Annotated in this window: 20 protein-coding genes and 1 riboswitch; of the genes, 6 read left to right on the forward strand and 14 right to left on the reverse strand. The window is 60.0% G+C overall.

All coding sequences use genetic code 11. The features are described from left to right. Positions 1 to 2: 2 nt before the first annotated feature. The 6 genes from P5689_RS14710 to P5689_RS14735 form a co-directional block, all read right to left on the reverse strand. On the reverse strand, positions 3 to 1,292 hold the full coding sequence (locus P5689_RS14710; protein ID WP_285533729.1) for an efflux RND transporter periplasmic adaptor subunit: 1,290 nt from the start codon (positions 1,290 to 1,292) through the stop codon (positions 3 to 5). Continuing rightward, complete coding sequence (locus P5689_RS14715) at positions 1,289 to 2,575, reverse strand: TolC family protein (protein WP_285533730.1); 1,287 nt, start codon at positions 2,573 to 2,575, stop codon at positions 1,289 to 1,291. The genes P5689_RS14710 and P5689_RS14715 overlap by 4 nt, the downstream gene beginning before the upstream one ends. A 185-nt stretch (positions 2,576 to 2,760) precedes the next feature. Further along, entirely contained in the window at positions 2,761 to 3,042 is a 282-nt protein-coding gene (locus tag P5689_RS14720) for a hypothetical protein (RefSeq protein WP_051395777.1), read from the reverse strand. Between the two features lie 76 nt (positions 3,043 to 3,118). Next, positions 3,119 to 4,603, reverse strand: coding sequence for an efflux transporter outer membrane subunit (locus tag P5689_RS14725; protein WP_023977256.1), 1,485 nt, complete (start codon positions 4,601 to 4,603; stop codon positions 3,119 to 3,121). Next, entirely contained in the window at positions 4,600 to 7,755 is a 3,156-nt protein-coding gene (locus P5689_RS14730; protein WP_023977255.1) for an efflux RND transporter permease subunit, read from the reverse strand. Before P5689_RS14730 ends, P5689_RS14725 begins: the two co-directional genes overlap by 4 nt. A gap of 9 nt (positions 7,756 to 7,764) precedes the next feature. After that, positions 7,765 to 9,000 carry an efflux RND transporter periplasmic adaptor subunit gene (locus tag P5689_RS14735; RefSeq protein ID WP_031239853.1) on the reverse strand — a complete coding sequence of 412 codons (1,236 nt, stop codon included), beginning with the start codon at positions 8,998 to 9,000 and terminating at the stop codon, positions 7,765 to 7,767. A 170-nt stretch (positions 9,001 to 9,170) separates the two neighbouring features. Here P5689_RS14735 and P5689_RS14740 point away from each other — a divergent pair, with 170 nt between their 5' ends. Continuing rightward, entirely contained in the window at positions 9,171 to 9,863 is a 693-nt protein-coding gene (locus tag P5689_RS14740; protein WP_285533732.1) for a TetR/AcrR family transcriptional regulator, read from the forward strand. Between the two features lie 18 nt (positions 9,864 to 9,881). On the opposite strand, the gene purF is transcribed toward P5689_RS14740, so the two are convergent. The 6 genes from purF to P5689_RS14770 all read right to left on the reverse strand — a co-directional run bounded on the left by purF (position 9,882) and on the right by P5689_RS14770 (position 15,592). Then, positions 9,882 to 11,312 carry an amidophosphoribosyltransferase gene (purF, locus tag P5689_RS14745; protein WP_023977252.1) on the reverse strand — a complete coding sequence of 477 codons (1,431 nt, stop codon included), beginning with the start codon at positions 11,310 to 11,312 and terminating at the stop codon, positions 9,882 to 9,884. A 105-nt stretch (positions 11,313 to 11,417) separates the two neighbouring features. After that, positions 11,418 to 11,945 carry a CvpA family protein gene (locus P5689_RS14750; RefSeq protein WP_023977251.1) on the reverse strand — a complete coding sequence of 176 codons (528 nt, stop codon included), beginning with the start codon at positions 11,943 to 11,945 and terminating at the stop codon, positions 11,418 to 11,420. A gap of 22 nt (positions 11,946 to 11,967) precedes the next feature. Further along, complete coding sequence (locus tag P5689_RS14755) at positions 11,968 to 12,486, reverse strand: hypothetical protein (protein ID WP_285533734.1); 519 nt, start codon at positions 12,484 to 12,486, stop codon at positions 11,968 to 11,970. Positions 12,487 to 12,540: 54 nt separating this feature from the next. Then, complete coding sequence (locus P5689_RS14760) at positions 12,541 to 12,870, reverse strand: multidrug efflux SMR transporter (RefSeq protein WP_023977249.1); 330 nt, start codon at positions 12,868 to 12,870, stop codon at positions 12,541 to 12,543. Between the two features lie 283 nt (positions 12,871 to 13,153). After that, positions 13,154 to 15,025 carry a phosphomethylpyrimidine synthase ThiC gene (gene thiC, locus P5689_RS14765; protein WP_285533735.1) on the reverse strand — a complete coding sequence of 624 codons (1,872 nt, stop codon included), beginning with the start codon at positions 15,023 to 15,025 and terminating at the stop codon, positions 13,154 to 13,156. A 72-nt stretch (positions 15,026 to 15,097) separates the two neighbouring features. Further along, a riboswitch (TPP riboswitch) is annotated at positions 15,098 to 15,239 on the reverse strand. Positions 15,240 to 15,343: 104 nt separating this feature from the next. Further along, positions 15,344 to 15,592, reverse strand: coding sequence for a hypothetical protein (locus P5689_RS14770; protein ID WP_023977247.1), 249 nt, complete (start codon positions 15,590 to 15,592; stop codon positions 15,344 to 15,346). Positions 15,593 to 15,869: 277 nt separating this feature from the next. Here P5689_RS14770 and P5689_RS14775 point away from each other — a divergent pair, with 277 nt between their 5' ends. Both P5689_RS14775 and P5689_RS14780 read left to right on the forward strand, forming a co-directional pair. Further along, entirely contained in the window at positions 15,870 to 16,943 is a 1,074-nt protein-coding gene (locus P5689_RS14775; protein WP_285533736.1) for a quinone-dependent dihydroorotate dehydrogenase, read from the forward strand. 90 nt (positions 16,944 to 17,033) lie between these two features. Next, positions 17,034 to 19,400, forward strand: a complete 2,367-nt coding sequence (locus tag P5689_RS14780; RefSeq protein ID WP_285533737.1) for a mechanosensitive ion channel domain-containing protein — start codon at positions 17,034 to 17,036, stop codon at positions 19,398 to 19,400. Positions 19,401 to 19,497: 97 nt separating this feature from the next. Here P5689_RS14780 and ubiM read toward each other — a convergent pair whose 3' ends face one another. Both ubiM and P5689_RS14790 read right to left on the reverse strand, forming a co-directional pair. Beyond that, entirely contained in the window at positions 19,498 to 20,736 is a 1,239-nt protein-coding gene (gene ubiM, locus P5689_RS14785) for a 5-demethoxyubiquinol-8 5-hydroxylase UbiM (RefSeq protein WP_285533738.1), read from the reverse strand. Next, on the reverse strand, positions 20,733 to 21,341 hold the full coding sequence (locus tag P5689_RS14790; protein WP_285533739.1) for a nitroreductase: 609 nt from the start codon (positions 21,339 to 21,341) through the stop codon (positions 20,733 to 20,735). The genes ubiM and P5689_RS14790 overlap by 4 nt, the downstream gene beginning before the upstream one ends. Positions 21,342 to 21,419: 78 nt before the next feature. Between P5689_RS14790 and hisB the strand changes: the two genes are divergently transcribed. From hisB to hisH, 3 genes are read left to right on the forward strand one after another with little or no spacing between them, the layout of a single operon-like run. Continuing rightward, on the forward strand, positions 21,420 to 22,016 hold the full coding sequence (gene hisB, locus P5689_RS14795) for an imidazoleglycerol-phosphate dehydratase HisB (RefSeq protein ID WP_023977242.1): 597 nt from the start codon (positions 21,420 to 21,422) through the stop codon (positions 22,014 to 22,016). Next, entirely contained in the window at positions 22,013 to 22,360 is a 348-nt protein-coding gene (locus P5689_RS14800; RefSeq protein ID WP_285533740.1) for a hypothetical protein, read from the forward strand. The genes hisB and P5689_RS14800 overlap by 4 nt, the downstream gene beginning before the upstream one ends. Beyond that, positions 22,357 to 22,998: an imidazole glycerol phosphate synthase subunit HisH gene (hisH, locus tag P5689_RS14805; protein ID WP_035444087.1), complete on the forward strand. Its 642-nt coding sequence runs from the start codon at positions 22,357 to 22,359 to the stop codon at positions 22,996 to 22,998. Before P5689_RS14800 ends, hisH begins: the two co-directional genes overlap by 4 nt. Positions 22,999 to 23,024 lie beyond the last annotated feature (26 nt).

Below are 23,024 nucleotides of genomic sequence, written 5' to 3' on the forward strand. Positions count from 1 at the left end.
GGTTACTGACCGCCCTCGCCGTGATTGGGTTCGGGGGCCAGGAGCGCCTGCGACTTCAGAACGAAGCTGCCATCCGTCACAACTGTTTCGCCGGGTTTCAGCCCTTGCGTCACGACAATCCGCCCGTCGAGATCAGGGCCGGTCGTTACCTTGCGCGCCTGATAATGTGTGTCATCCAGACGGACAAACACGCAGGGCTGCGAGCCGATTTTCTGTATGGCGCTGGCCGGGATCACAATGCCATGCACGGTTTCGGTCGAGAAGAGCCGTGTCTTGACGAGCATGTCGGGCCGAAGCTGTCTTTTGCTGTTATCCACGAGGCTGCGCACGAGCACATGGCGGGTCATCGGGTCCACACTGCCCTCAATCAGGTCGATGCGTGATTCGATGGGTTTGGCGTCAGGAGCCGGCCAGGTCAGTTGTCTCCCACCCCGGCTCAGATGCGTTGCCTGCTGCTCACCAACCTGCGAGACCACCCAGACCCGGGAGAGATCGTCAATTTCGACCGCTGGCGCGGCACGGCCGGACACTTCCTCTCCCACACCCACCACAATCTTGTTCACGATGCCATCGATCGGGGAGATGACGGATGAATGGAGCCCCTCGGTCTTTTCAGATGATGAAGAGAATCGGGCCAGCCTTTCGCGCTCATTCTGCGCAATGGCCTCGCTGCGTTTGACCGTGCCCTCAGCGTCCTGCAGGCGCGACCGGCGACGCTGGGCCTCACCCTGCGATATGGCGCCGCCCTGAAGGGCGCGTGCCCGATCATAGGACAGACGGGCATCGTCGCGCAGGGCGCGGGCCTGCTGGACAGCGGCTTCGGCCGAAAGAAGACGCTGATGGGCATCGCTCAGGCTGAAATCGTCATAGGTAAACAGCACCTGCCCTTTTTTGACGATCTCACCCGGCGTCACCAGAACGCTCTGCACACGTCCCTGCCCCACCGGGTGGATCCGGGCGCTGCGCCGGTCATCCTGATCGATATAGGCAGGCACATCGACATGCGGTGGCAATGCCCCCTGACGCGCTAGGGCGGTATGGATACCTTCCTGCCTGAGTGCCTCCCGCGAAATCGCAATGGGTGCATTCGGCCAGTCCGCAGGGCTCTGCGAGCCGCTCTCTGTGCTCGGGGCACTCGGCGCTACCGGCGCGCTGACTGTGCCGGGAGGCGTCGAGACTGGCCCGGCCTGTGCGAGCCCGATCTCGGGTACGAGCGCGAATGACAGGCTGGTAAGGGCAAGGAGAGCGCAGCGATAACGCGCAGACAGGCGGCGCGTGGGGTTGATTATCATGGGTAGTTTCCGGCCATCAGGCTCATTCTGATCATTGCGGCGTGCCAGATGACATCGGCTTCGGCGTTTCTTTGACCGGCCTCGAGCGCCGCACGGCGTGCGCGAAGATATTCGATGACCGGCGTTTCACCGACGCTCCACGCATGTTCAAGGTCATGGGCGCGGGCATCGAGTGCCTGCCGCGCCGATGAGGCATTGCGCAGCATGGCCAGCGCTGAGCTGAGGCTGGCGCGTGTCTGACGGTATTCGGTCTTGACCTTGCGCTGCGCCAGTATGGCATCGCGCTCGGCCGCACCCATGGCCTTGACCTCTTTCATGACCATTGGCGTATTACGCGCCTCGCTTGGCAACGCCATCGAGAACTGGACACCCACCTGAGTGTCCCACGGGCTGCCGTACTGGCCCTGCTTGACCACCTGTACGCCAAGTTGCGGGTTGGGCATGTAGGAGTGGCGCGCCAGCGAATACGCTGCCTTAGCGCTGCGCGAGACTGCCGCAGCCATCTCGATACGCGGGTCGCGGGTGGGGTCGAGTGTCAGGTTCTGCGTGCCCAGGATACGACCGTCGAGCGACAGGATATCGGGGATCTCGTCAGTCCCGGTGAGGGCCTCAAGTTCGGCGCGATTGTTTTCAAGAGCCTGCTCTGACTGGGCAATCTGCGCATCGAAATCGCCCTTCTCGCCCACCACAGCGTCAAAATCAGCCGCAGCAATTTCACCGGCGCGCAAACCCTGATGAGAGCTCTGCACCACGCGTTCGAGGAGATCGCTGGTCGCGCGCAGATTGCCGATCTTTTTTTCGAGCAATGTGGCGGCGCTGGCGAGATCGAGGATGCGCACAGCGCTCAGGAGATGCTGAACCTTGATCCGGGCCTTGGCGACCGCTTCATCCGCCAGCGCGTTGCGCACGGTGGCCGTGCCCTGACCGGGGAGCCAGAGGGGAACGCTGATACTGCCCTGATAGGTTGTGTAGCCAAGATTGGTACCGATGAAATGGTCATCGAGATATTGCCCGGCAACGATCGGCCCATCAGGAAACCATGACTGCGCGGCACGAGCGTTCTTGTGTGATGCCGTGGCATCGACGGAAAATGACTGGTTGGCCGGGTCACGGTCCCATGCAAGCTGGATGGCCTCGTGAAAGCTCTCGGCTCTTGCGCCGGGCGCAAGCGCAAGTGCTGCGACAGCAGCGAGGGAGGATGCGAGTAAGCATCTGGCCCGCATTGGGCCGAGGGGAAGCTGACGGCGCCTGAGAGCCCGTTTTTGCCGAAGAATCACTGACATGATGGGTGATCTTAGGCGGATATGAGCATCGCTCCACGACAAAACTTGGCTGAACGATAAAATAAATAATAAATAGGCAACATGATGGAAAGGATCAGGTAATCCCGACCATCATGTTGCCGTCATAGGCAGGCATCACGCCGTATCGGCTTCAGCTCATTACCCGGTCGACCGTTCAGCCCCGCTCACTCGTCGATGGGCTGCACGTGCGAAACCTTGCCGGCGCGATCGTAATAGATGATCGCATTGCCTCGGCGCTGGGCATAGCCGTCGGGCGTGCCGTCGGGGCGTTTGAACAGCATACGGTGGGCGTCGGCCTGCTCGATAACCTTGTCGCCTGGCGGGCGGTACTTGAACATGCTGAAATCGGCCTCTGCCTTGGGCAAGGCAGAGGAGCGGGCCAGCTGATGCATATCCGGCTTCTTCTTGTCGTCATCGTCATCCTGCGCCGTGGCAAGGGCGGGCATGAGCACCGCCCCTGCGCCGAGGGCGCAGAGGAAGAGACGAAGCGGCGCTGACTGTTTCATCAAAGCTATTCCTGTATCAACCTTGTTTTGCGGCACCGGGCATGGCCTGGGCCTTTGCGACATCGCTGGCGCTCCAGCCACCACCGAGTGCCCGGTAGAGCGTTACCAGATTCTGGTAACGGGCCAATTGCACATTGATGAGGTTTTGCTGAGCGTCATACAGGCTGCGCTGCTGCGTCAGGGTCGTAAGGTAGGGATCGATACCCGTGTTGTAGCGCATCATTGCCAGATCGAAGGCCTGCTGCGAAGACTGGACGAGGCTCTTGAGGTGACTGTCCTGCGCAAGATAGGTCTCGCGCGCCGTAAGGGCATCAGACACTTCCTTGAAGGCCGTCTGAACCGTCTTTTCATAGGTGGCGATCTGGGCAAGGCGACGCGCCTTGCTGATCTTGAGGTTGCCCTCGTTCTGACCCCAGGTGAAGATCGGGAAGGTGATGTTGGGCGAGACCGACCATGTCTGTGCACCCGGCGTGAAGAGATGGCGGAACTGCAACGAGCTGACCCCCTCCTGCGCCGTGAGCGTCACCTTCGGGAAGAAGGCGGCGCGCGCCGCACCGATATTGGCGTTGGCACCGATCAGATTATGCTCGGCCGACTGGATGTCGGGGCGCTGCCCAATCAGGTCCGAAGGCAGGCCCGCAGGCAGATCTGCCATAAGGGTCTGGGTTCCGAAACGCTGCGGCGGCGGCAAAGTGTCAGGCAGAGGCACACCAACGAGCAGTTGTAGCTGATGCTCGTCCTGCGCCATCTGGCGCTCATATTGTGCCTTGTTGCTGGCCGCCTGCTCGACCTGGGTCTGCGTCTGGGCCAGCGTCAGGGCGTCAGCCTCGCCATGATCGTATTTCATGCGCGTCAGGCGCAGCGTGTCGCTCTGCGATGTCAGCGTCTGATCAGTCACGCGCACGAGCTCACGATCGGCCAGCCATTGCAGATAGGTGTTGGCCACCTGCGCTACCATGCTGATCAGCACGGATTGCGCGTTCATGCGTGAGCCCAGAAGCTCTTCCGCCTGCTGGCGGGAAAGGTTGCGTATACGACCGAACAGATCGACCTCGTAAGACGAGAATCCGATATTGGCGCCGTAATAACGCAGCATCGACGTGCCGCGCCCCAGACCAGGGGCGAAGGAAAAGCCTGCCGTTTCTGAGGGGGCGAAATACTGGCCCTGCCCTGTTACCCCAATGGGGGGGAACAGTGAGGCATGCTGGACCTCGTAGCTGCCCTGAGCCTCCATGATCGCTGCTGCCTGGCTACGCAGGTCGCGGTTGTTGCGCAGGGCAAGTTCGATCAGCGCGCGCAGTCTTGCGTCGGTAAAGAAGTGCTTCCAGCCGATATCCGAGGCTGCCTGACCGCGAAGGGCCTGCGTCGACCCGGAATCGGCAGGATAGGCATTCTGCACGGGCTGGGTTGGGCGCTGGTATTTCGGGGCCAGATCGCATGAAGCGAGCATGGTGAACGCCAGCAGGGCGCCCACCGATCCGGTTTTGGTCAAAAGGCTCATGCGCCCTCTCCTCGCGCAGCTTCATTGCGATGTTCGTATGGATCGACGCGATCCTTCATGCGTGTCACCTTGAACAGACGCAGGATCACCACGAAGAAGACCGGGACGAAATAGACGGCCAGCAGGGTTGCGGACAACATGCCGCCGACCACGCAGGTGCCGATGGCCACACGTGCCGCCGACCCGGCCCCCGTCGCAATGGCCAGCGGGAAAACGCCGCAGACGAAAGCGATGGACGTCATCAGGATCGGGCGAAGACGCTCGCGACCCGCCTTGAGAACGGCATCTTCAAGAGAGTCACCCTGCTCGAAGAATTCTTTGGCGAATTCGACAATCAGAATGGCGTTCTTGACCGAAAGACCGACCGTGGTCAGCAGGCCCACCTGGAAATACACGTCGTTATCCAGACCACGCCAGAGCGTGGCACCAATCGCGCCGAGCACACCAAGTGGCAGCACCATCAGCACTGCAAGCGGAATGGCCCAGCTTTCATAAAGCGCGGCAAGGCAAAGCAGGATGACGATGGCCGCGAGTGCGTAGAGCGGGCCAGTCGAACCGCTGGATGCGACCTGTTCGTAGGAAATGCCGGTCCACTCATACCCGATACCCTTGGGCAGATGGGACAGGATCTTTTCCATCTCCTTCATGGCATCGCCCGAGCTTGTGCCGGGAGCGCCCTGACCCTGCAGTTCGAAGGAGTTGAGACCGTTATAGTCTTCCACCTTCTGCGGGCCGACAATCCAGTTACCCGTGGCAAAGGAGTTGAACGGCACCATGTTGCCGGCGGTATTGCGCACATACCATTTATTGAGGTCTTCAGGCGTCATGCGCGCCCAGGCTTCACCTTCAATATAGACCTGTTTGACACGGTCGCTGCGCATGAACTGGTTGACGTAAATCGAGCCAAACGCACCCTGGATGGTGGTGTTGATCTCGGCATTCGTCACGCCCTGCGCGTTGGCACGCTCACGGTCGATATCCAGATGGAACTGGGGCTGATCTTCAAGGCCCATCGGGCGCACAGCCATCAGGCGCGGGTTTTTGGCTGCTTCGCCCAGAACCTGGTTACGGGCGGCAAGAAGGGCCTTGTGACCCAGATGCCCGTTATCCTCGAGCTCGAGATCGAAGCCCGCTGCGTTGCCGAGCTCCATCACGGCAGGCGGATTGATGGCAAAAATGATCGCTTCCGGGTCCATCCAGAAGTGCTTCATGATTTCGCCAGCCACCGACATGGTGGTGTTCTTGTAACCCGGTCGTTCATCCCACGGCTTGAGACGGATGAAGAAGGCACCCGCACTCTGGCCCTGACCGGCGAAGTTGAAGCCGTTCATGGCAAAGACGGACTGCGCGATATCACCGTATTTGTGCATCACGTAATCGGTGATCTTGCGGTTGACCGCCGCCGTCTGGGCATTATTGGCACCCGGACGCATGGTGACCTGACCGAAGATGATGCCCTGATCTTCTTCCGGCAGGAAGCCGCCCGGAACACGAAGGAACAGGAACACAGCGCCGATCGCGAATACCGCGAAGATGAGCATGCTGACCAGACGGCTGCGCACCAGGCGGCGCACACCGTTCAGGTAGCCATTGGTCATGCGATCGAAATTGCGGTTGAACCAGGCAATCGGTCCGGTCTTGTGCTCCTTGTGCGTCGGCTTGAGCATGGAGCCGCACAGTGCGGGGGTCATGATCGTGGCCACCAGCACCGAAAGCCACATGGCCGCAACAATAGTGATCGAGAACTGACGATAGATCACGCCGGTGGAACCGCTGAACGCGGCCATAGGCAGGAACACGGCAGTAAGAACAAGCACGATACCCACGAGAGCACCGGTGATTTCGTCCATCGACTGGCGCGAAGCTTCCTTGGGCGACAGCCCCTTCTCGCTCATCACGCGCTCGACGTTTTCAACCACCACGATCGCGTCATCGACGAGAAGGCCGACCGCGAGCACCATGGCCAGCATGGTCAGTGTGTTGATCGAAAAGCCAAGGGCCGAGAGAACACCGAATGTGCCCAGAAGCACCACCGGCACGGCGATTGTCGGAATGAGCGTGGCGCGGAAATTCTGCAGGAAGATCAGCATCACGACGAACACGAGCGCAATGGCTTCGAGCAGCGTAATGACAACTTCCTTGATCGACAGAGTGATGAACGGCTCGGTATCAAGCGGGTAAACCGTCTTGAGGCCCTGCGGATAGAATTTTTCGAGCTCGGCAACCTTGGCGCGCACTGCCGTCTCGGTTGTCAGCTGGTTCGCACCCGGCGCGAGCTTGAGCGCCATACCGACAGTCGGCAGGTTGTTGTAGAACGAGGTCAGATTGTAGTTCTGCGCACCCAGTTCGACACGGGCGACATCGCTGAGCAGAACCTGAGAACCGTCCTGCTGTACCTTGAGCACGATCTTCTTGAACTGCTCGGGCTCACTGAGTCGGGTCGGACCGATAATGGTCGCGTCAAAACCGATCTCCTTGGTGGAGGGCAGGCCGCCCAGTTCACCCGAGGAAACCTGAATGTTCTGCTGCTGGATGGCTGTCTGAACATCGCTGACATTGAGCGAATATTTATATAGCTTGTTTGGGTCCATCCAAACGCGCATCGCGTATTCGGAACCGAACAGCGTATGGTCACCCACACCGGAAACGCGCGACAGAGGATCGGATACGTTCGAGGCCACGTAATCGGCAATGTCCTGACCCGACATGCTGCTGTCGGTCGAGATAAAGGCGAGCACGAGCATGAAGTTCTTCACGGCCTTCGTGACGCTCAGGCCCTGATTGACAACTTCTGTCGGCAGGCGCGGCTGTGCCAGCTGCAGTTTGTTCTGCACCTGCACCTGCGCGATGTCAGGGTTTGTCCCCTGTGCGAAGGTCAGGTCGATTTCCATATGGCCACTGCCATAGGATGACGCCGAAAGATATTCGAGGTGATCCAGGCCGAACATCTGCTGCAGGATCGGCCGGACGGTGGTGTTGTTCACCGTCTCGGCCGATGCGCCGGGATAATCAACCGTGATCGCGATCTGTGGTGGCGCGATGGAGGGGTACTGGGCAATCGGCATGCTGAAGATGGCGACGCCACCCACCAGCATGATGATCAGCCCGATAACCCAGGCGAAGATCGGTCTGTCGATGAAGAAACGAGACATGGACTACTCTTATCCTGCGTGCGCGGGCTGGGCGTCGGCTGCCTTGCCATCCGTGGCCTTGTCGTCAGCCGATTTCTCGACCGGTTTTACGACGGCACCCGGATGGGCCTTCTGCAATCCCTCGACGATGATGCGGTCGCCGTCATTGAGGCCACCCATCACAACCCAGTCGCCATCAAGGGCGCGGTCGAGCTGTACAAAGCGCATGGTCACCTTGTTGTCGCCATCGAGCGCATAAACGAAAGGATCGCCCTTGGAGTCACGCTGCAATGCCGGCTGCGGGATGGTGATGGCCTTGGGGTCGACACCCTCGGCGACTTCAGCATGAACATACATGCCAGGCATCAGCAGGCGATCAGGGTTGGGGAATTCGGCGCGGACGACCATGGTGCCCGTCGCGGGGTCGACCGTGACTTCGGTCAGGCGCAGCTGGCCGGCCTTGTCGTAGTGGCTGCCATCCTCAAGTGTGAGCTCAACCGCTGCAGCATTGCCCGACACCTTTTCCAGTTTGCCGCTGGCGAATTCGCGTCGCAGACGCAGCATGTCCGAGGTGGCAAGGTTCACGTCCACGTAGATCGGATCCATGCGCGTGACCGTAGCAATAGCCGTGGTCTGGCCAGCGGTGACAAGTGTGCCGGGGGTGACGAGCATACGCCCGATACGTCCGTCGATGGGCGAGCGTACCTGGGTCCAGTCCAGATTAACGGCTGCGCTGTCCACGTTGGCTTTTGCCTGCGCGATATCAGCCTCCGCCTGACGGGAGGATGAAAGGGTATTGTCGTAGTCCTGTTTGCTGACGGCATGAGCCGCAGCAAGCGGGCGATAACGCTCCAGCTGGGCGCGAATGCTCAATGCTGCCGCCTGGGCGTGCAGAAGCTGCGCCTTCGCCTGATCGTAAGTGGCCTTATAGGGAGCCGGGTTGATCACATAAAGGAGCTGACCGGCCTTGACGTCAGTGCCCTGCTCGAAGGCGCGCTTGAGGATCACGCCGCCGACCTGCGGGCGGACCTGCGCCTGCTCGAACGCCTCGACACGGCCAGGCAGCGATGTCGCTGTCTTGAGTGGGTGCGGATGGACCGTATAGATCCCTACCGTCTGCGGGGGTGGTTTGGGAGCGTCCGCCTTGTGTTTGCAGCCCGTGAGGTCAAGCGTCAGCAGAGCCAGAGGGATGAGACGCAGTGAAAGGCTGGTAGTGGCCTTCAGAGACCACGGCAAACGTGGCGTGTAAGACTGAAATGCTCGCATGCTGGCGCTATCCAAAATTACCGATGTTTGTGAAGGGTAACCGCAAACCGTGCGCTCGCGCCAAAAAAGGTTTCGGAAACCCTTGAGTTTCTCTGGCATAGGGAACTATACGGTTTCCGAACCTCGGTCAACGGACCCTTTGAAGCTCTGGAGCGGTTTTTCGCAATACGATGTCAACTGTGCCCCTCACCATCAAAAGTCCCGCCCACGACCCGGAGCCTGCTGCGCTGCGCAAGCATTGTGGCCGACCGCCAGTGTTATGCGAGACCGAGAGGCGGGATAGAATATTCGATGCGGCAGAGATCGTGCTGCAGGAGTATGGATACTCCGGCGCATCTATGGATCGTATTGCTCAATGTTCGAATATGTCCAAGAAGACGCTCTATCACATGTTCGCAAGCAAGCAGGAAATGGTGGAGTTACTGCTCAGGGATCGCCTTCTTCTATCGGGACTGCGTGATCTTGAGCTTCGCGGGGACACAGTGGAAGACAAGCTCGTTTATGGGTTGGAAAAACTGGCCGTCGCGATGATGACCGAAAAGCGCCTGAGTCTGATTCGGGTGGTGATCGCTGAGGTTTCTCGTAACCCCGAGGTCAGTCGCTTCGTCCGCGAGTTCTTCTCCAGCGCGGCTGGTCCGTTCCCACTACGCGTGTGGCTCGAGCGCTTCGTCGATGAAGGAACCCTGGCGATTGACGATGTCGAGGAAGCGTCTGACCTGCTTTTCGGCGCTTCGCTCGCGACGTCGATGCTGTGCGAGCTGAGTCATTGTCGGCCGCGTCAGCACTGGGACGAAACGCCGCGTTATCTGCGTCGCGTCGTCAGGATGTTTCTCTGCGGTCTCGAAAACGAAAAAGGGGCCTGAAGAGGCCCCTTTCATTCGTCAGGCAACCAGCCTGCCTTCCTTGTCCACCAGTTCGATGGGGTAATCACCGGTAAAGCAGGCGTCGCAGTACCGTCCCTGTGCGCCGGTACGGCCGTCATGCCCAAGCGCCCGATAAAGACCATCGAACGAGATGAAAGCGAGGCTATCCACGCCAATGGCCTCGGCCATCTTTTCGATGCTGTGGGTCGCAGCCAGAAGCTGGCTCTCTTCGGGCGTATCGATGCCATAGAAGCACGGGTGCTTCGTGGGCGGGCTGCTGATACGCATATGCACTTCGGTTGCCCCGGCAGCACGCACCATATCAACGATCTTGCGTGAAGTTGTGCCGCGTACGATCGAATCATCCACCAGCACGACACGCTTGCCCGCGAGCACAGGCGTGTTGGCCGAGTGTTTCATTCGAACGCCCAGATTGCGGATCTGGTCCGTCGGTTCGATGAAAGTGCGCCCGACATAGTGGTTGCGGATGATGCCCATCTCGAACGGGATACCGCTCTCCGCGGCAAAACCCATTGCAGAGGGCACGCCTGAATCGGGTACGGGCACGATCACATCGGCTTCCACGCCGCTCTCGCGGGCAAGCTCAACGCCAATCTGCTTACGCGCTTCATAGACCGAGTGATCTTCAAGGATCGAATCAGGGCGGGCGAAATAGATGTATTCGAAAACGCAGAAGCGCGGGCTTGTCTGCGCGAAGGGACGCATGGAGCGTATCCCGTCATTGTCGATGATCACCATCTCGCCAGGTTCGACATTGCGCACGAATTCGGCGCCTACAATATCCAGCGCGCAGGTCTCACTGGCCAGCATCCAGCCGCCATCAGCCACGCGGCCGAGAATGAGCGGGCGTACGCCCAGCGGATCACGAAGCCCGATCAGGAAGTCGGGCGCCAGCGCCACCACCGAGTAGGCACCCTTCACCTGCTTCGCAGCATCCACCAGACGCTCCAGCACGGTGGCATAGAGCGAGATGGCAATAAGATGAACGAACACCTCCGTGTCGGTCGTCGACTGGAACAGACAGCCACGCTTGACGAGTGCCTGTCGCAACGTCGCTGCGTTGGTCAGATTGCCGTTATGCGCCACCGCCAGACCGCCGAACTCGAAATCGGCGTATAGCGGCTGAACGTTGCGCAGCAGCGTACCGCCGGTCGTGGCATAGCGGTTGTGCCCAATGGCCCCGCTGCCCTTGAGCGTGCTCATGACACGTGCATCGCTGAAAACGTCGCCTACGAGGCCAAGGCCCTTGTGCTGGCAGAAGCGTTCGCCATCATGGCTGACGATACCAGCAGCTTCTTGCCCGCGATGCTGAAGGGCGTGAAGGCCGAGCGCTGCCAGAGCAGAGGCGTCGGGGGCTCCCCATATGCCAACCACGCCGCATTCCTCGTAGGGACGGTTCGCAGTTTCGAGTGTGGCGGGATCAATCATCGGGCGGCGCTCCTGGGCATGGTCACGCTTGTGCGACCGGAAATGGGGCGATCGGTGATGCGGCGATCGGGCGATCTGGAATGGGCCATTCGGGACCGGGGTCTGTCAGAAGGCAGCCTCATGACCTGTTGCGGGCGGCATGGCAAGATGAAGTTGCGGGAAATATGGCATTAGTTTCCGCACGAAATTCACGCCGTCGAGGATGTAGGGTCCGGATTTGCTTCCTGCAATAAGCGAATGAGCCATATCTGCGCCTGCCACAGAGACGCAGACGAGATAGAGCACGACCAGCAGGATATAGCCGCGTGCGACGCCGAACAGACAGCCAAGCAGTTTGTCCGTCCCTCCCACGAGCACACTGCGAAGCCCGCTGGCCAGGCGTTGCGCGACCGTCGACAGAACGAGGACCAGCACGATGAAGGAGACGATATAGGCAAGTGCCGTTGCGGCGAGCGGGTCACTAACCTTCTGCGTGATCCAGGGAAGGATGAGGGGGGCGACCCGTGCGGCCAGCACGAAGCTGCCAAGCCAGGCAACGAGGCTGAACACCTCGCGTGCGAAGCCGCGTACGCTGCCCCACAACGCTGAAACGAGAAGAACGAAGAGGACTGCGATGTCAGCAGAATTTTCCATGGGTGTTCTGGAGCGGATCCGGTCAGGGGAGCTTGGTAGAGGACGGCCGCCAGTATTTGCGTGTGCTATCGGTACTGGCAGGGATGTCGCGGTTGATCTGGTTCAGCAGGTTTCCCAGCTGCACACGATGATCGATCTCGCGCCACACAGCTCTTGCGTCAATACCCCGCAATGCCCACAGGCGCAGAAGCGCCTCGAGAAAGGTGGCGCTTTGCTCAACCACATCCTGAGGTTGCTCGAGCGAGTAGAAGGTAACGCATCGCACGGTGGCATGCGCGAGATTACGTCGCAGCGCGTCGTCAGAGAGAACGGCGATAACCGGAGACTGCGGCGTACCCCCCTTGGGATCCTTCCTGTTGCCAGCCTTGGAACGCATCTTGACGGGAGCGCTCTGCCGCTTCTTGCCTCGTTTGGGCTTGGGGGGGGCAGGCAGGTTTTCGGGCTGGGCAGGTGTCGCCGGGCCAAGCCGGCCGAGCAAGACATCAAGAATATGCGGATCGTCCATAGGCACCTTCATCTCTTCCGCATATGAATTTGCCACGGCAATCGTCAATTAAATGCGTGTATCTTCGGATGTTTTGACGCGATTTGTCGATCAATGCCCAACCGAGCGCGAAAACACGTTAACGACAATGACCCCGAGAATGATGAGAGAGAGCCCGATCAGGGCTGGCGTGTCGAGGGCTTGCCGGAACTTGATCCAGCTGATGGCGGAAATGAGCACGATCCCGACGCCGGACCAGATGGCGTAGGCGATACCGGTGGGCATGGTACGCAAGGTGAAGGATAGCGCGTAGAACGAGATGACATAGCCTAGAACGCTCAGCATGCCCGGCACTGCGCGCGTGAAGCTGTCCGACATCTTGAGCATGGTGGTGGCAAACACCTCTGAGCAGATGGCGATCAGAAGATAGAAATATGTCATGAGACCCCGGACCATGAAACCGGGGTTTTCTTAACGCAACCCGGCAGGGGTGTCACGTTACCTGGGGGACCAAGGATACCGACGACTGGCTTGAGTTCCTGCAGCACAAGGCGTTTGCGCGGCTGGCCGAGCGCTGACTAGGAAGGTCACAAGGTGGTGAGTCGCCCGCACCTGAACGATTTGTCCGATCCGGAATATCCTGCCCATGCCCGCTTTGCCCTGCGAGGTTGGGGGAGCAATGCTGGGCACCGGCGACCTTTCAGGGGCCGCCGGGTACAATAGGTCAGGCCGGCTCGACCTCATCTGTCTTCAGATAAAGCTTCCCGCCATGGGCCTTGAAGCTCTCTTTCATCTCTTCCATGCCCTGCTCACGTTCAGCATTGCGCCGAATGTCATGACTGATCTTCATCGAGCAGAATTTGGGCCCGCACATCGAGCAGAAATGGGCAGTCTTGTGCGCCTCTTTCGGCAGGGTCTCGTCGTGATAGGATCGCGCTGTATCCGGGTCGAGTGCCAGATTGAACTGGTCCTGCCACCGGAATTCGAAACGTGCACGTGAGATGGCATCATCACGGACCTGTGCGGCAGGATGCCCCTTTGCGAGGTCTGCGGCATGGGCGGCGATCTTGTAGGTGATGACCCCCACCTTAACGTCGGATCGGTCTGGCAGCCCAAGATGCTCTTTTGGCGTGACATAACAGAGCATGGCACACCCATACCAGCCAATCATCGCTGCGCCGATGCCTGATGTGATGTGGTCATAGCCGGGGGCAATATCGGTGGTGAGCGGACCAAGCGTATAAAAAGGGGCTTCACCACATTCACGCAGCTGCTTGGTCATGTTGATCTTGATCTTGTGCATGGGGACATGGCCCGGCCCTTCGATCATGACCTGACATCCCTTCGCCCATGCAATACGGGCGAGTTCGCCAAGCGTTTCCAGCTCGGCAAACTGGGCCGCGTCGTTTGCATCGGCGATCGAGCCAGGGCGTAGCCCGTCGCCCAGCGAGAACGAGATGTCGTAGCGACGCATGATGTCGCAGATCTCGTCGAAATGTTCGTACAGGAAATTCTCCCGATGATGTGCGAGGCACCATGCGGCCATGATCGACCCGCCGCGTGAGACGATACCTGTGGTGCGTTGCGCCGTGAGCGGCACATGGGCAATGCGGACGCCTGCATGGATGGTGAAGTAATCCACCCCCTGCTCTGCCTGTTCGATCAGGGTGTCGCGATAGATTTCCCAGGTCAGGTCTTCAGCAACGCCGCCCACTTTCTCCAGCGCCTGATAGAGCGGCACGGTGCCGATCGGCACGGGCGAGTTGCGCAGGATCCAGTCGCGGATATTGTGGATGTTACGACCGGTTGAGAGGTCCATTACCGTATCGGCGCCCCAGCGGATAGACCAGACAAGTTTTTCAACTTCCTCAGCGGCGGAGGATGTCACTGCCGAATTGCCGATATTGGCGTTGATCTTCACCAGAAAGTTGCGCCCGATGATCATGGGCTCAAGTTCAGGATGGTTGATGTTGGCAGGGATGATTGCGCGACCGGCTGCAATTTCCGAGCGTACGAATTCAGGAGTGATGAAGCTCGGGATTTCAGCCCCGAAATCCTCTCCATCGGCACGGCGTGCCTCGGCACCCTCGACCATTTCGGCGCGCCCTAGATTTTCACGATGGGCGACGAAAATCATCTCTTCCGTGATGATCCCTGCACGGGCGAACTCGTATTGGGTCACAGGGTGCCCATCCTGCCCGGACAGAACGCCGTGGGGGGCCGGGCACTGGGGCACCGCATGATCGCCCTTGGCGAAGCCGTTATCCTCAGGTTTGATCGCGCGGGTCTCGGTCACTTTCGTGAGGCCACGGCGCGACAGCCAATGGTCGCGCAATCGGGGCAGACCGAGAGATACATCGGCATGATAGCCAGGGGCGGTATAGGGGCCGGATGTATCGTAAACCCTTACCGCGGGTTCGTTCGCGGTAGGTTCGAGATCGATCTCGCGAAATGGCACGGTGATATCGGGCCGGTCAGCCGGGCTCGAGATGATCTTGCGCGAGCCCGAGATGGGGCCGGTTGTTACCGTGCCATGCGCGGGCGCGCGATCGAGCGTATTGATCTTGGTGGAATGAAGCGTTGAGTCGTCCATCATGTCTCCCCTTGCGGCGTGGAGTTATGTCCGACAGCGCAAGAGCAGAGTGAACGGAAGTCGCGTGCAGAGAGACCGGGCCGCTCACACCAATCCCTACGCCGGTACGAACCGGATCAGGTTCTTCGCCCACATGCCGGGGCGAAAGGGTCGCTGCGCTACGGAAATCCCGCGATCAGCCTCTCAGCCTCTTGTCGAGGCCCCCCCTGGTATGGACGGGAGCATTGCGTGGTTAGGCGCGTACTGTCAATCGAATTAACGATGCAGGATCACGGCCTCTGCAAGATTGCCCGGTTGGGTTGATAACCCGTGCGTGGCCTGTCAGGCACGCACATGGGAAGCCCGGGCGCTCATTGGCTTGAGCTGCCCTATTTCCTGATCATGGCGATTCATGCCCGCAGGCGTGATGTGAAAGCGCCCGTCATCGCCGAGAGTCACAAAGCCCATTTCCTGCAGGCGTTCCAGACAGGGCTGGTCGCGCAGATCCTGCGGACGGCCTATGCCCTCGCAGAGAAGTACACGATGCAGCGTCGAGCGACAGCACGTTTCGAGATAGGGTTCATCCCACATAATGCTGTCTCCATATTGCGCCCGATTGGGTGGCGTGGCGCTTCGCATAACAGGTCGTGCCCGGCCTTTCCACGGTCCATCGCATCTTCTGGTCACGTTTTGCTCGTTTTCAGGCAGTAAGAGGCACCCTTGTTCGGGTACTGTGCCAGAGCAGGAAACGGGTCGGGTGGCGACATCGAGTTTTGTGAGTGGCTGGGCAAATCGACCTGGAAAGGGGTCGACCCGTCCTGTCACCACGTTATAGAGAGGCCGACAGAAATTACCTGCAGGATATGTCATGGCGCGCGCGTTTCTATCCACACTTTCAACCCGGATGTTTCATGGCCTTGACCCGGAGACAGCACACGAGGCCGCCATTGAGGCGCTCGCTCTGGGTCTCGGGCCGAGCGCCGCGAAGGACGAGCCGGCGCTGGCTACGCGCTGTATGGGGCTGCGTTTTCCCAATCCGATCGGCCTTGCAGCGGGGTTCGACAAGAATGCACGCGCCCCGCTTGCTTTGGCCCGCATGGGTTTTGGTCATGTCGAATGCGGGACCGTGACGCCACGCCCGCAGGAGGGCAACCCTAAGCCGCGCCTTTTCCGTCTGACCGAAGACAGGGCGATCATCAACCGTATGGGATTCAACGGCGATGGTATCGATGCCTTTGTCCAGCGGCTCGAGCGGTTCCGCTCCCTTCAGGCTGGGCGCAATGCGGCTCTCCGGGCGGTGCCGGTCGGGGCCAATCTAGGCATCAACAAGCTCGGTGCCCGCCCTCTGGAAGATTATCCTTATCTCGTCTCGCGCGTCGCTCCTCTGGCTGATTACATTACCATCAATCTTTCATCGCCCAATACGCCGGGACTGCGTGATCTGCAGAGCGCAGGCGCGCTTCTTGACATCCTCAATGCCGTGAAGCGCCATAACGCCGAGCACCCGCCCCTTGTTGTCAAGCTGGCGCCTGATCTCGAAGCTGACGCGTTGCCAGAAATTGTCGAGGCGGCCATTGAGGGCGGGGCTGCGGGTATCATCGTGAATAACACCACGATCAGTCGCCCCCCTTCCCTGCGCTCCGCTCTTGCGCATGAGACAGGCGGGTTGTCGGGCCGTCCTCTGGCGCAGCTGGCGGTGGGGATGCTCCATCGGATCGTGCCGCTCGTTCAGGGGCGTATCGCCGTGATCTCATGCGGCGGCATCGAAAGTGGTTTTGACGTTTTCGAACGTTTGCGGGCTGGCGCCGATATGGTGCAGGTATATAGCGCCCTGATCTATCACGGTCCCTATCTGGTGCAGCGCATCAAGAAAGAGCTGCTGCGCGAGCTCTCTCGTGAGGGCTTTGAGTCGGTTGGCGACCTGAAGTCATCACAAGGCTGAGCCGCCGGTAAACTCTGGATGCGAACGTAATGCCCCCCCGACCGTTTGCATCCTCATCATTCCGAACAAACACTGGAGGCGATCATCGAAATGTCTGCTTTGAAAAGGCGGTCGGCCCTGCAACTCCTATACGGGCTCTTCCTTGTCTTTGCCCTTTCGGTATCGACTTTTCCAGCTCTGGCTGCACCGGGGGATAGCGTGCCGGTTGCGTCGCCGCTGGTCCCCTCGGCCGCTGATGGCTATGGCTGGACGACCGTATCCGCTACGCTCAACCGGCAAATCACGACGGCGCAGGGTCGGCTCAAATATATATACGGTCAGCTGAACCGCACCGATATCGTGCTTGGCAGCGAGACGCTCTCGGATCTGTCCGACCAGATTGACGACATCACGACTGTCGCCCAGTCCATCCAGACTCAGGCAACCTCCTATCAGACAGTCTATCAGAGCTACCTTGAGATCATCGGCGCGAAAGCGGATGGTGAGAGTCAGGCAATCGTTGCGCAGCGCGCGCATCTCCAATCCGTGCTGCAGGATATCAAATCCACCGTTACTCAGGGCAAGCTGCTGGGTTTGCAGGCGAAACAGGTGCAGCTGGAGGTTCAACGTCGCGGCAGTGTGAGCCAGCAAGCGCTCCTGTCCGAGCGTATCGCGTCTCCGCTTACTCTCTCGTTCTGGCGTAACCTGCGCGATGAGGGGCCGGAACTCAAACTGACTTTCGCACCGCCGCTCAATAACGGTTATGCCGGGGTGCTATATAACTGGCCCTGGATGCTGGGCGCCCTGGTCGGGGTCTTCGTCCTGACGGCCCTGCTTTCGCGCCCGATCTATCGACTGTTTCGTGGCGTCGAGAGCAACATCGCCCAGCGCTTTACCGGCGAGCCGCTTCCAGAGAGTCATCAATCCTTCATTCCGGTTGCGTTGAGCGGGCTGGCCTGCGGACTTCTTATGTTTGTGCTTTGGGAGATCACTTCGGGTGTTCTTGCTCTGGGGGCCGGGCGGAGTCCACTTTTTGTCGCCGGTCTTGCTGGTATCATGCCCCTCTGTGGCTTTATCCTCGGGGCTGGTCTGCCCGCACTCAGCCGCGCTACAGCAGTCGACGGTGTCTCGCAGCACGTAACTCGCGCCTTATGGGGTGTGGATTGGGGTGCTGCAGTCCTCGTGCTCCTGCAGACCCTCTTTCTCATCGTTGGTGAGGAAAACGCGTTCCCGACCACGGCCCGGCGCCTGATTGAGGCCCTGTTCACCATCGTCGTGAGCCTTCTTTTTGTCGGTCTATGCCGTAAGCTCACGGGGCGTACGGATGCGCGGATGGCGCCTGCGTTTTATGGCATGGCCTGGTTGGTGCTTCTCGTCAGTTGGGCTGCCATCGCTCTCGGCTATCTGGCTTTCGCCTTCGCCGTGGCGATCTGGGCGCTGACGCTTTCAGTCAGCTTGCTGACCCTGCTTCTCCTCTCGATTGCCGTGAAAGAATTCACGGCTCGCACCTTTTCTGTGGGTTCGGTTATATCCCGGCGTCTCTCACGCCTTGGGGTTCATTCCAACCGGGTGGCCCAGTTCGGGGTGATCCTTTCCGGTGCGGTGAATATCGGGCTGATTATCGTTTTCGTTGCCGTCTGCCTGTCGCAAGGCAAACTCGATGTGCCGGTAATTGCGGATAACGTCCGCGGACTTTTCGTCGGTCAGACCATCAACGGCGTGCAGTTCTCACTGAATACCGCCGTGCTCTGTCTGGTCATACTCGTCGTGTCCTATTACGCCATCGGTGCCTTCAGTCAGTGGCTCGAGGCACGGCTCTTCCCCACGACCAATCTCGATATCGGCGCCCGCACGTCCATCCTCAACATCTTCAAATATGTCGCATGGATCGCGGTTTTCCTGATGGTGCTCTCGGAAGCCGGTGTGACGGTCAAGAATTTGACCTGGGTCGTGAGCGCCCTGTCTGTCGGTATCGGCTTTGGCCTTCAGGCCATTGTGCAGAACTTCGTTTCAGGCGTGATCCTGTTGGCGGAGCGGCCGATCCGCGTCGGTGACCTGATTGAACTCGGTTCCATCAAGGGGGATGTCAAACGCATCAGTGTTCGTTCGACCGAGATCGGACTGGGCGACGGATCGACCATGATTGTCCCGAACTCGCAGTTCATCACCTCTGCCGTTCGCAATGCCACGCTCGGCACCGCGCTGAGCGCCGCTTCTGCAACCGTCACGATTTCTCCGCGTGCCGATGCGACAAAGGCTCAGGCAGCGTTGATGGGCATGATGACCCAGCGAGAGGATATCCTTCAGAACCCGGCACCCGGCGTGGCCATCTCGGCAATCACCGACACGGGTATAACGCTCGCACTTTCAGCGAAAGTCGCCTCGGTGCGCGATGTTGGAGGTGTGACCAATGCCATCATGCTGGATGCTTACCGCGTGTTGCAGGAAGCCGGGGTCGAACTCGGCAAGCCAGCCTGACGTCATAGCGATCGGCCTTGAAATGAATAAGGGGGCGGGAGATCAATCTCCCGCCCCCTTATTTCATCTCTCGCCCTGACTTTTTCCGAACAACGGATCAAGCTGCGTGGTCACGGTCCATCAGGAAACCTGTAACCAGGGATTTGAACGGTGTCAGACGCTCGGCAAGCGCCAGCCCCGCCCGGCGCAATGCCAGAACAGGTTTGGCGTCATGGGTGTAAAGCGAGGCAATACCATTCGTCGCGGCAAACAAGGGTGCCGTGGCCCGGCGATGACGGCGCTCAAAGCGTCGCAGCACATCAGCACCACCCGGATCGGCATCACCCAAGGCGATTTCCTCACTCAGGATACTCTGGCCTTTAAGCCCGAGATTGAAGCCATGAGCTGTAATCGGATGCATGCCCACGGCGGCATCGCCGATCAAGGCAAGGCGCGGGGCCTGAAAGCGATGGGCGAAGACGGTCTTGAGGGGGTAGGTACAGCGCGCGCTTTCCAGGCTCATCGGGCCCAGTCGCCCCTGTGTCCTGCGCGTGATGTCCTCATCGAAGGCAGCTTTATCGAGCTGCTTGAGTGCTGCGATCTCGGCAGGGGCGAGGGTCAGCACGAGTGATGACAAATGACCGGGCTGATCGTCATCTGCTACCGGAAGGAGGGCAATTGTCTGCCCTTCATCGAACCACTGCAGCGCCACGCCGTCATGCGGCTCGGGGTGGCGCATGCGGCAGACCATGATGACCTTGCCGAAATCATGCACGATTGCGCCAATTCCGCGAGACTGTCTGATACGTGAGAACCGTCCATCCGCTGCGACCAGAAGAGCACTCTCGACGAGCCTGCCATCATCGAGCAAGACGGTCGCGACATTGCTGGTGCCGGAGCTTCTGGCCACAGAGCGGCCCGACAGGATCGATACCTTGCCCTGCTCCTGAACCGCGCGATGCAGCGCGGTGCGGATCAGGTGATTGGGAACGAGATAGCCCAGCGCCTCAGTCGCGTCGCCGTATTCATGCCCCGCCGGTGCCCGAAACAGCAAAGCCCCCGAGGGATGATCCGGCGCTTCCTGGCCGGTTTCAATGCGGGCAGTTTTCAGGGGCGAAACACACTCGGACGGGATGTGACGCCAGACATCATGCGTCTGCAGCCAGCTGCGCGAGTGATGGGTCAGGGCGATCTCACGACCATCGAACGAAGGTGCGCTGAGGGCCGCATCGGGTGCCGGATCGATGACGCCGACGCGCCATCCACTCTCGGCAAGAGAAAGCGCGCAGGCCAGCCCTGCCGGCCCTGCCCCGGCAATCGTGATATCGAAACTGAGCGTTGAGCCTGTGCGCGTCACTTGTCGGCCTCGAAGCTGACAGGTTCGCCCTTCCAGAATGCCATATACTCGGCAATGTCGGGGCGTTTGCTGCCATGGACGGGTTTGTCCGGCGTGCCCACAAAAAGGAACCCTGCGAGGCGCTGGGAATCCCGAAGCCCCAAAGCCTCACGGAAACAAGGCTGCTCCGCGAAGTCGCTCGATACCCAGAAGCCGCCAAAACCCTCGGCATGAAGCGCATTCAGGACGTTCATGGCCCCCGCACCGATCGACAGTTCCTGCTCCGAGACGGGAATCTTGCCTCGGGAGTCGATGTCCATGACGAGGGCTATGGTCATGGGCATCTCACCAAAACGCTGGCGGCGCTTGTCGATCTTCTTTTGCGGCACCTCAGGGTCGGCCGCGCTCATGGCCTTGACGACCTGCTCGGCAAATTCTGCGCGATGCTTGCCCTTGATCACGATGTATCGCCAGGGCCGCATCTTCCCGTGATCCGGCGCTCGCAGCCCGGCAGAGAGTATGCGGGCGATCTGCTCCTTGTCAGGAGCGGGCGCGCTCAGATGATCGGTCGAGGCCCTGGTTAGCAGGACATCAAGGGCGGGGGATGATGCGGAAGAGCTGCTCATGCCGGATAGATGGCAAGTTCCCGCGTGCTCGCCAAGAGGCCATCGCGTATTCGCGACGAATAGTTTATGGAAGGAAACATGACAGACGCCCGACAGTCCCGCATCCACCGCAAGACCGGTGAGACCGATATCTCCGTTGCGATCAATCTTGATGGCAGCGGGCAGGCCGAACTCGATAGCGGCATAGGGTTTTTCGACCATATGTTGACCGCGCTTGCCAAGCATGGCGGATTCGATCTCGATGTGCGCTGTCACGGTGACCTTCATGTGGATGGCCATCACACAGTCGAGGATATCGGTATCGCTCTCGGCAAGGCTTTTGCCCAGGCGCTGGGTGACAAGAAGGGCATCACCCGCTTCGGGCATGCGCTGGTGCCGCTGGATGAGGCGCTGTGTGAGGTGGTCGTGGATATCTCGGGCCGGCCCTACCTCGCCTGGAACGTGACGTTCGAGCGCGAGCGTATCGGCGAGATGGATACGGATCTGATCGAGGAATTCTATCGCGCCTTTGCCATGGCATCGTCGATTGCGCTTCATGTGACCTGCAAGGCCGGGCGCAACGCGCATCATATTGCAGAGAGCGGCTTCAAGGCATTTGCCCGCGCCCTGCGAATGGCGGTCGCGCATGATCCGCGAGCGCTTGGCATGATTCCATCGACGAAGGGGGTCTTGTGAACGACTATCTTGCCTATCGCGCCGACGGCAATGTTGAGCCGATTATGGTCAAGCAGGGTTTTTACTGGTCCCTGCTCGTTTTCGGTCCGCTCGCATTGCTGGCCAGTGGGCGCTGGATTGCGTTCGCTCTGACAGCGTTGGTTAGCGTACTCCTCCTGCGTTGTGGCGGGGGCGCCGGGCTGGTGCTTTCGTGGACCTTCAACGTCGTGTTGGCCGTGTTCGGGGCCGAAGTGATTGGTTGGGATGCCCGGCTCGAGGGCTATGCCAGCAACGGGCTCTGGATGGGGCGCTCGGCTGATGAGGCTTGCCTCAGGCTGATGGACAAGGATCGCGCTGCCTCATGAGACGCGTTGTAGTCATCGATTATGATGGTGGAAATCTGGCCTCAGCGGCACAAACGGCGCGCCACGTCGTTGCAGAACGCGGGCTCGACGCTGAGGTGCTGATATCAGCCGACCCTGAAACTGTTCTGAAGGCTGACCATATCATCCTTCCCGGACAGGGTGCGTTTGCCCATTGCGCCTCCGGGCTGCGGGGTGGTCTTCGCGAAGCACTGGTTGAGGCGACGGATCGTGGCACACCATTCCTGGGCATCTGTGTGGGCATGCAGCTTATGGCAGAATGGGGCCTCGAGCACGGACGCACGCCGGGGCTCGGCTGGATAGAGGGCAGTATCGCCAAGATGGAGTTCGCGCTTGAGGCGGGGCTTTGCCTGCCTCACATGGGCTGGAACGTTCTGGAGTTCGAACCCGGCGCACACAGGCTGACTGCAGGGCTGGAACAGGGCGATCACGGTTATTTCGTGCACTCCTACGCCCTGACAGGGTGGAACCCCACTGACATCGTCGCCACTGCAAGCTACGGCGGGGCCGTGCCGGCAATCGTCGCGCGGGACAACCGGTGTGGCACCCAATTCCATGTCGAGAAGAGTCAGAAGACCGGCCTGACAATCATGGCGAACTTTCTGAGCTGGATGCCGTGACCCGCATTGCCGAGCGCCTGTCGCGC

Origin of the sequence: Asaia sp. HumB (assembly GCF_030263835.1) — a bacterium.
Classification (GTDB): domain Bacteria; phylum Pseudomonadota; class Alphaproteobacteria; order Acetobacterales; family Acetobacteraceae; genus Asaia; species Asaia bogorensis.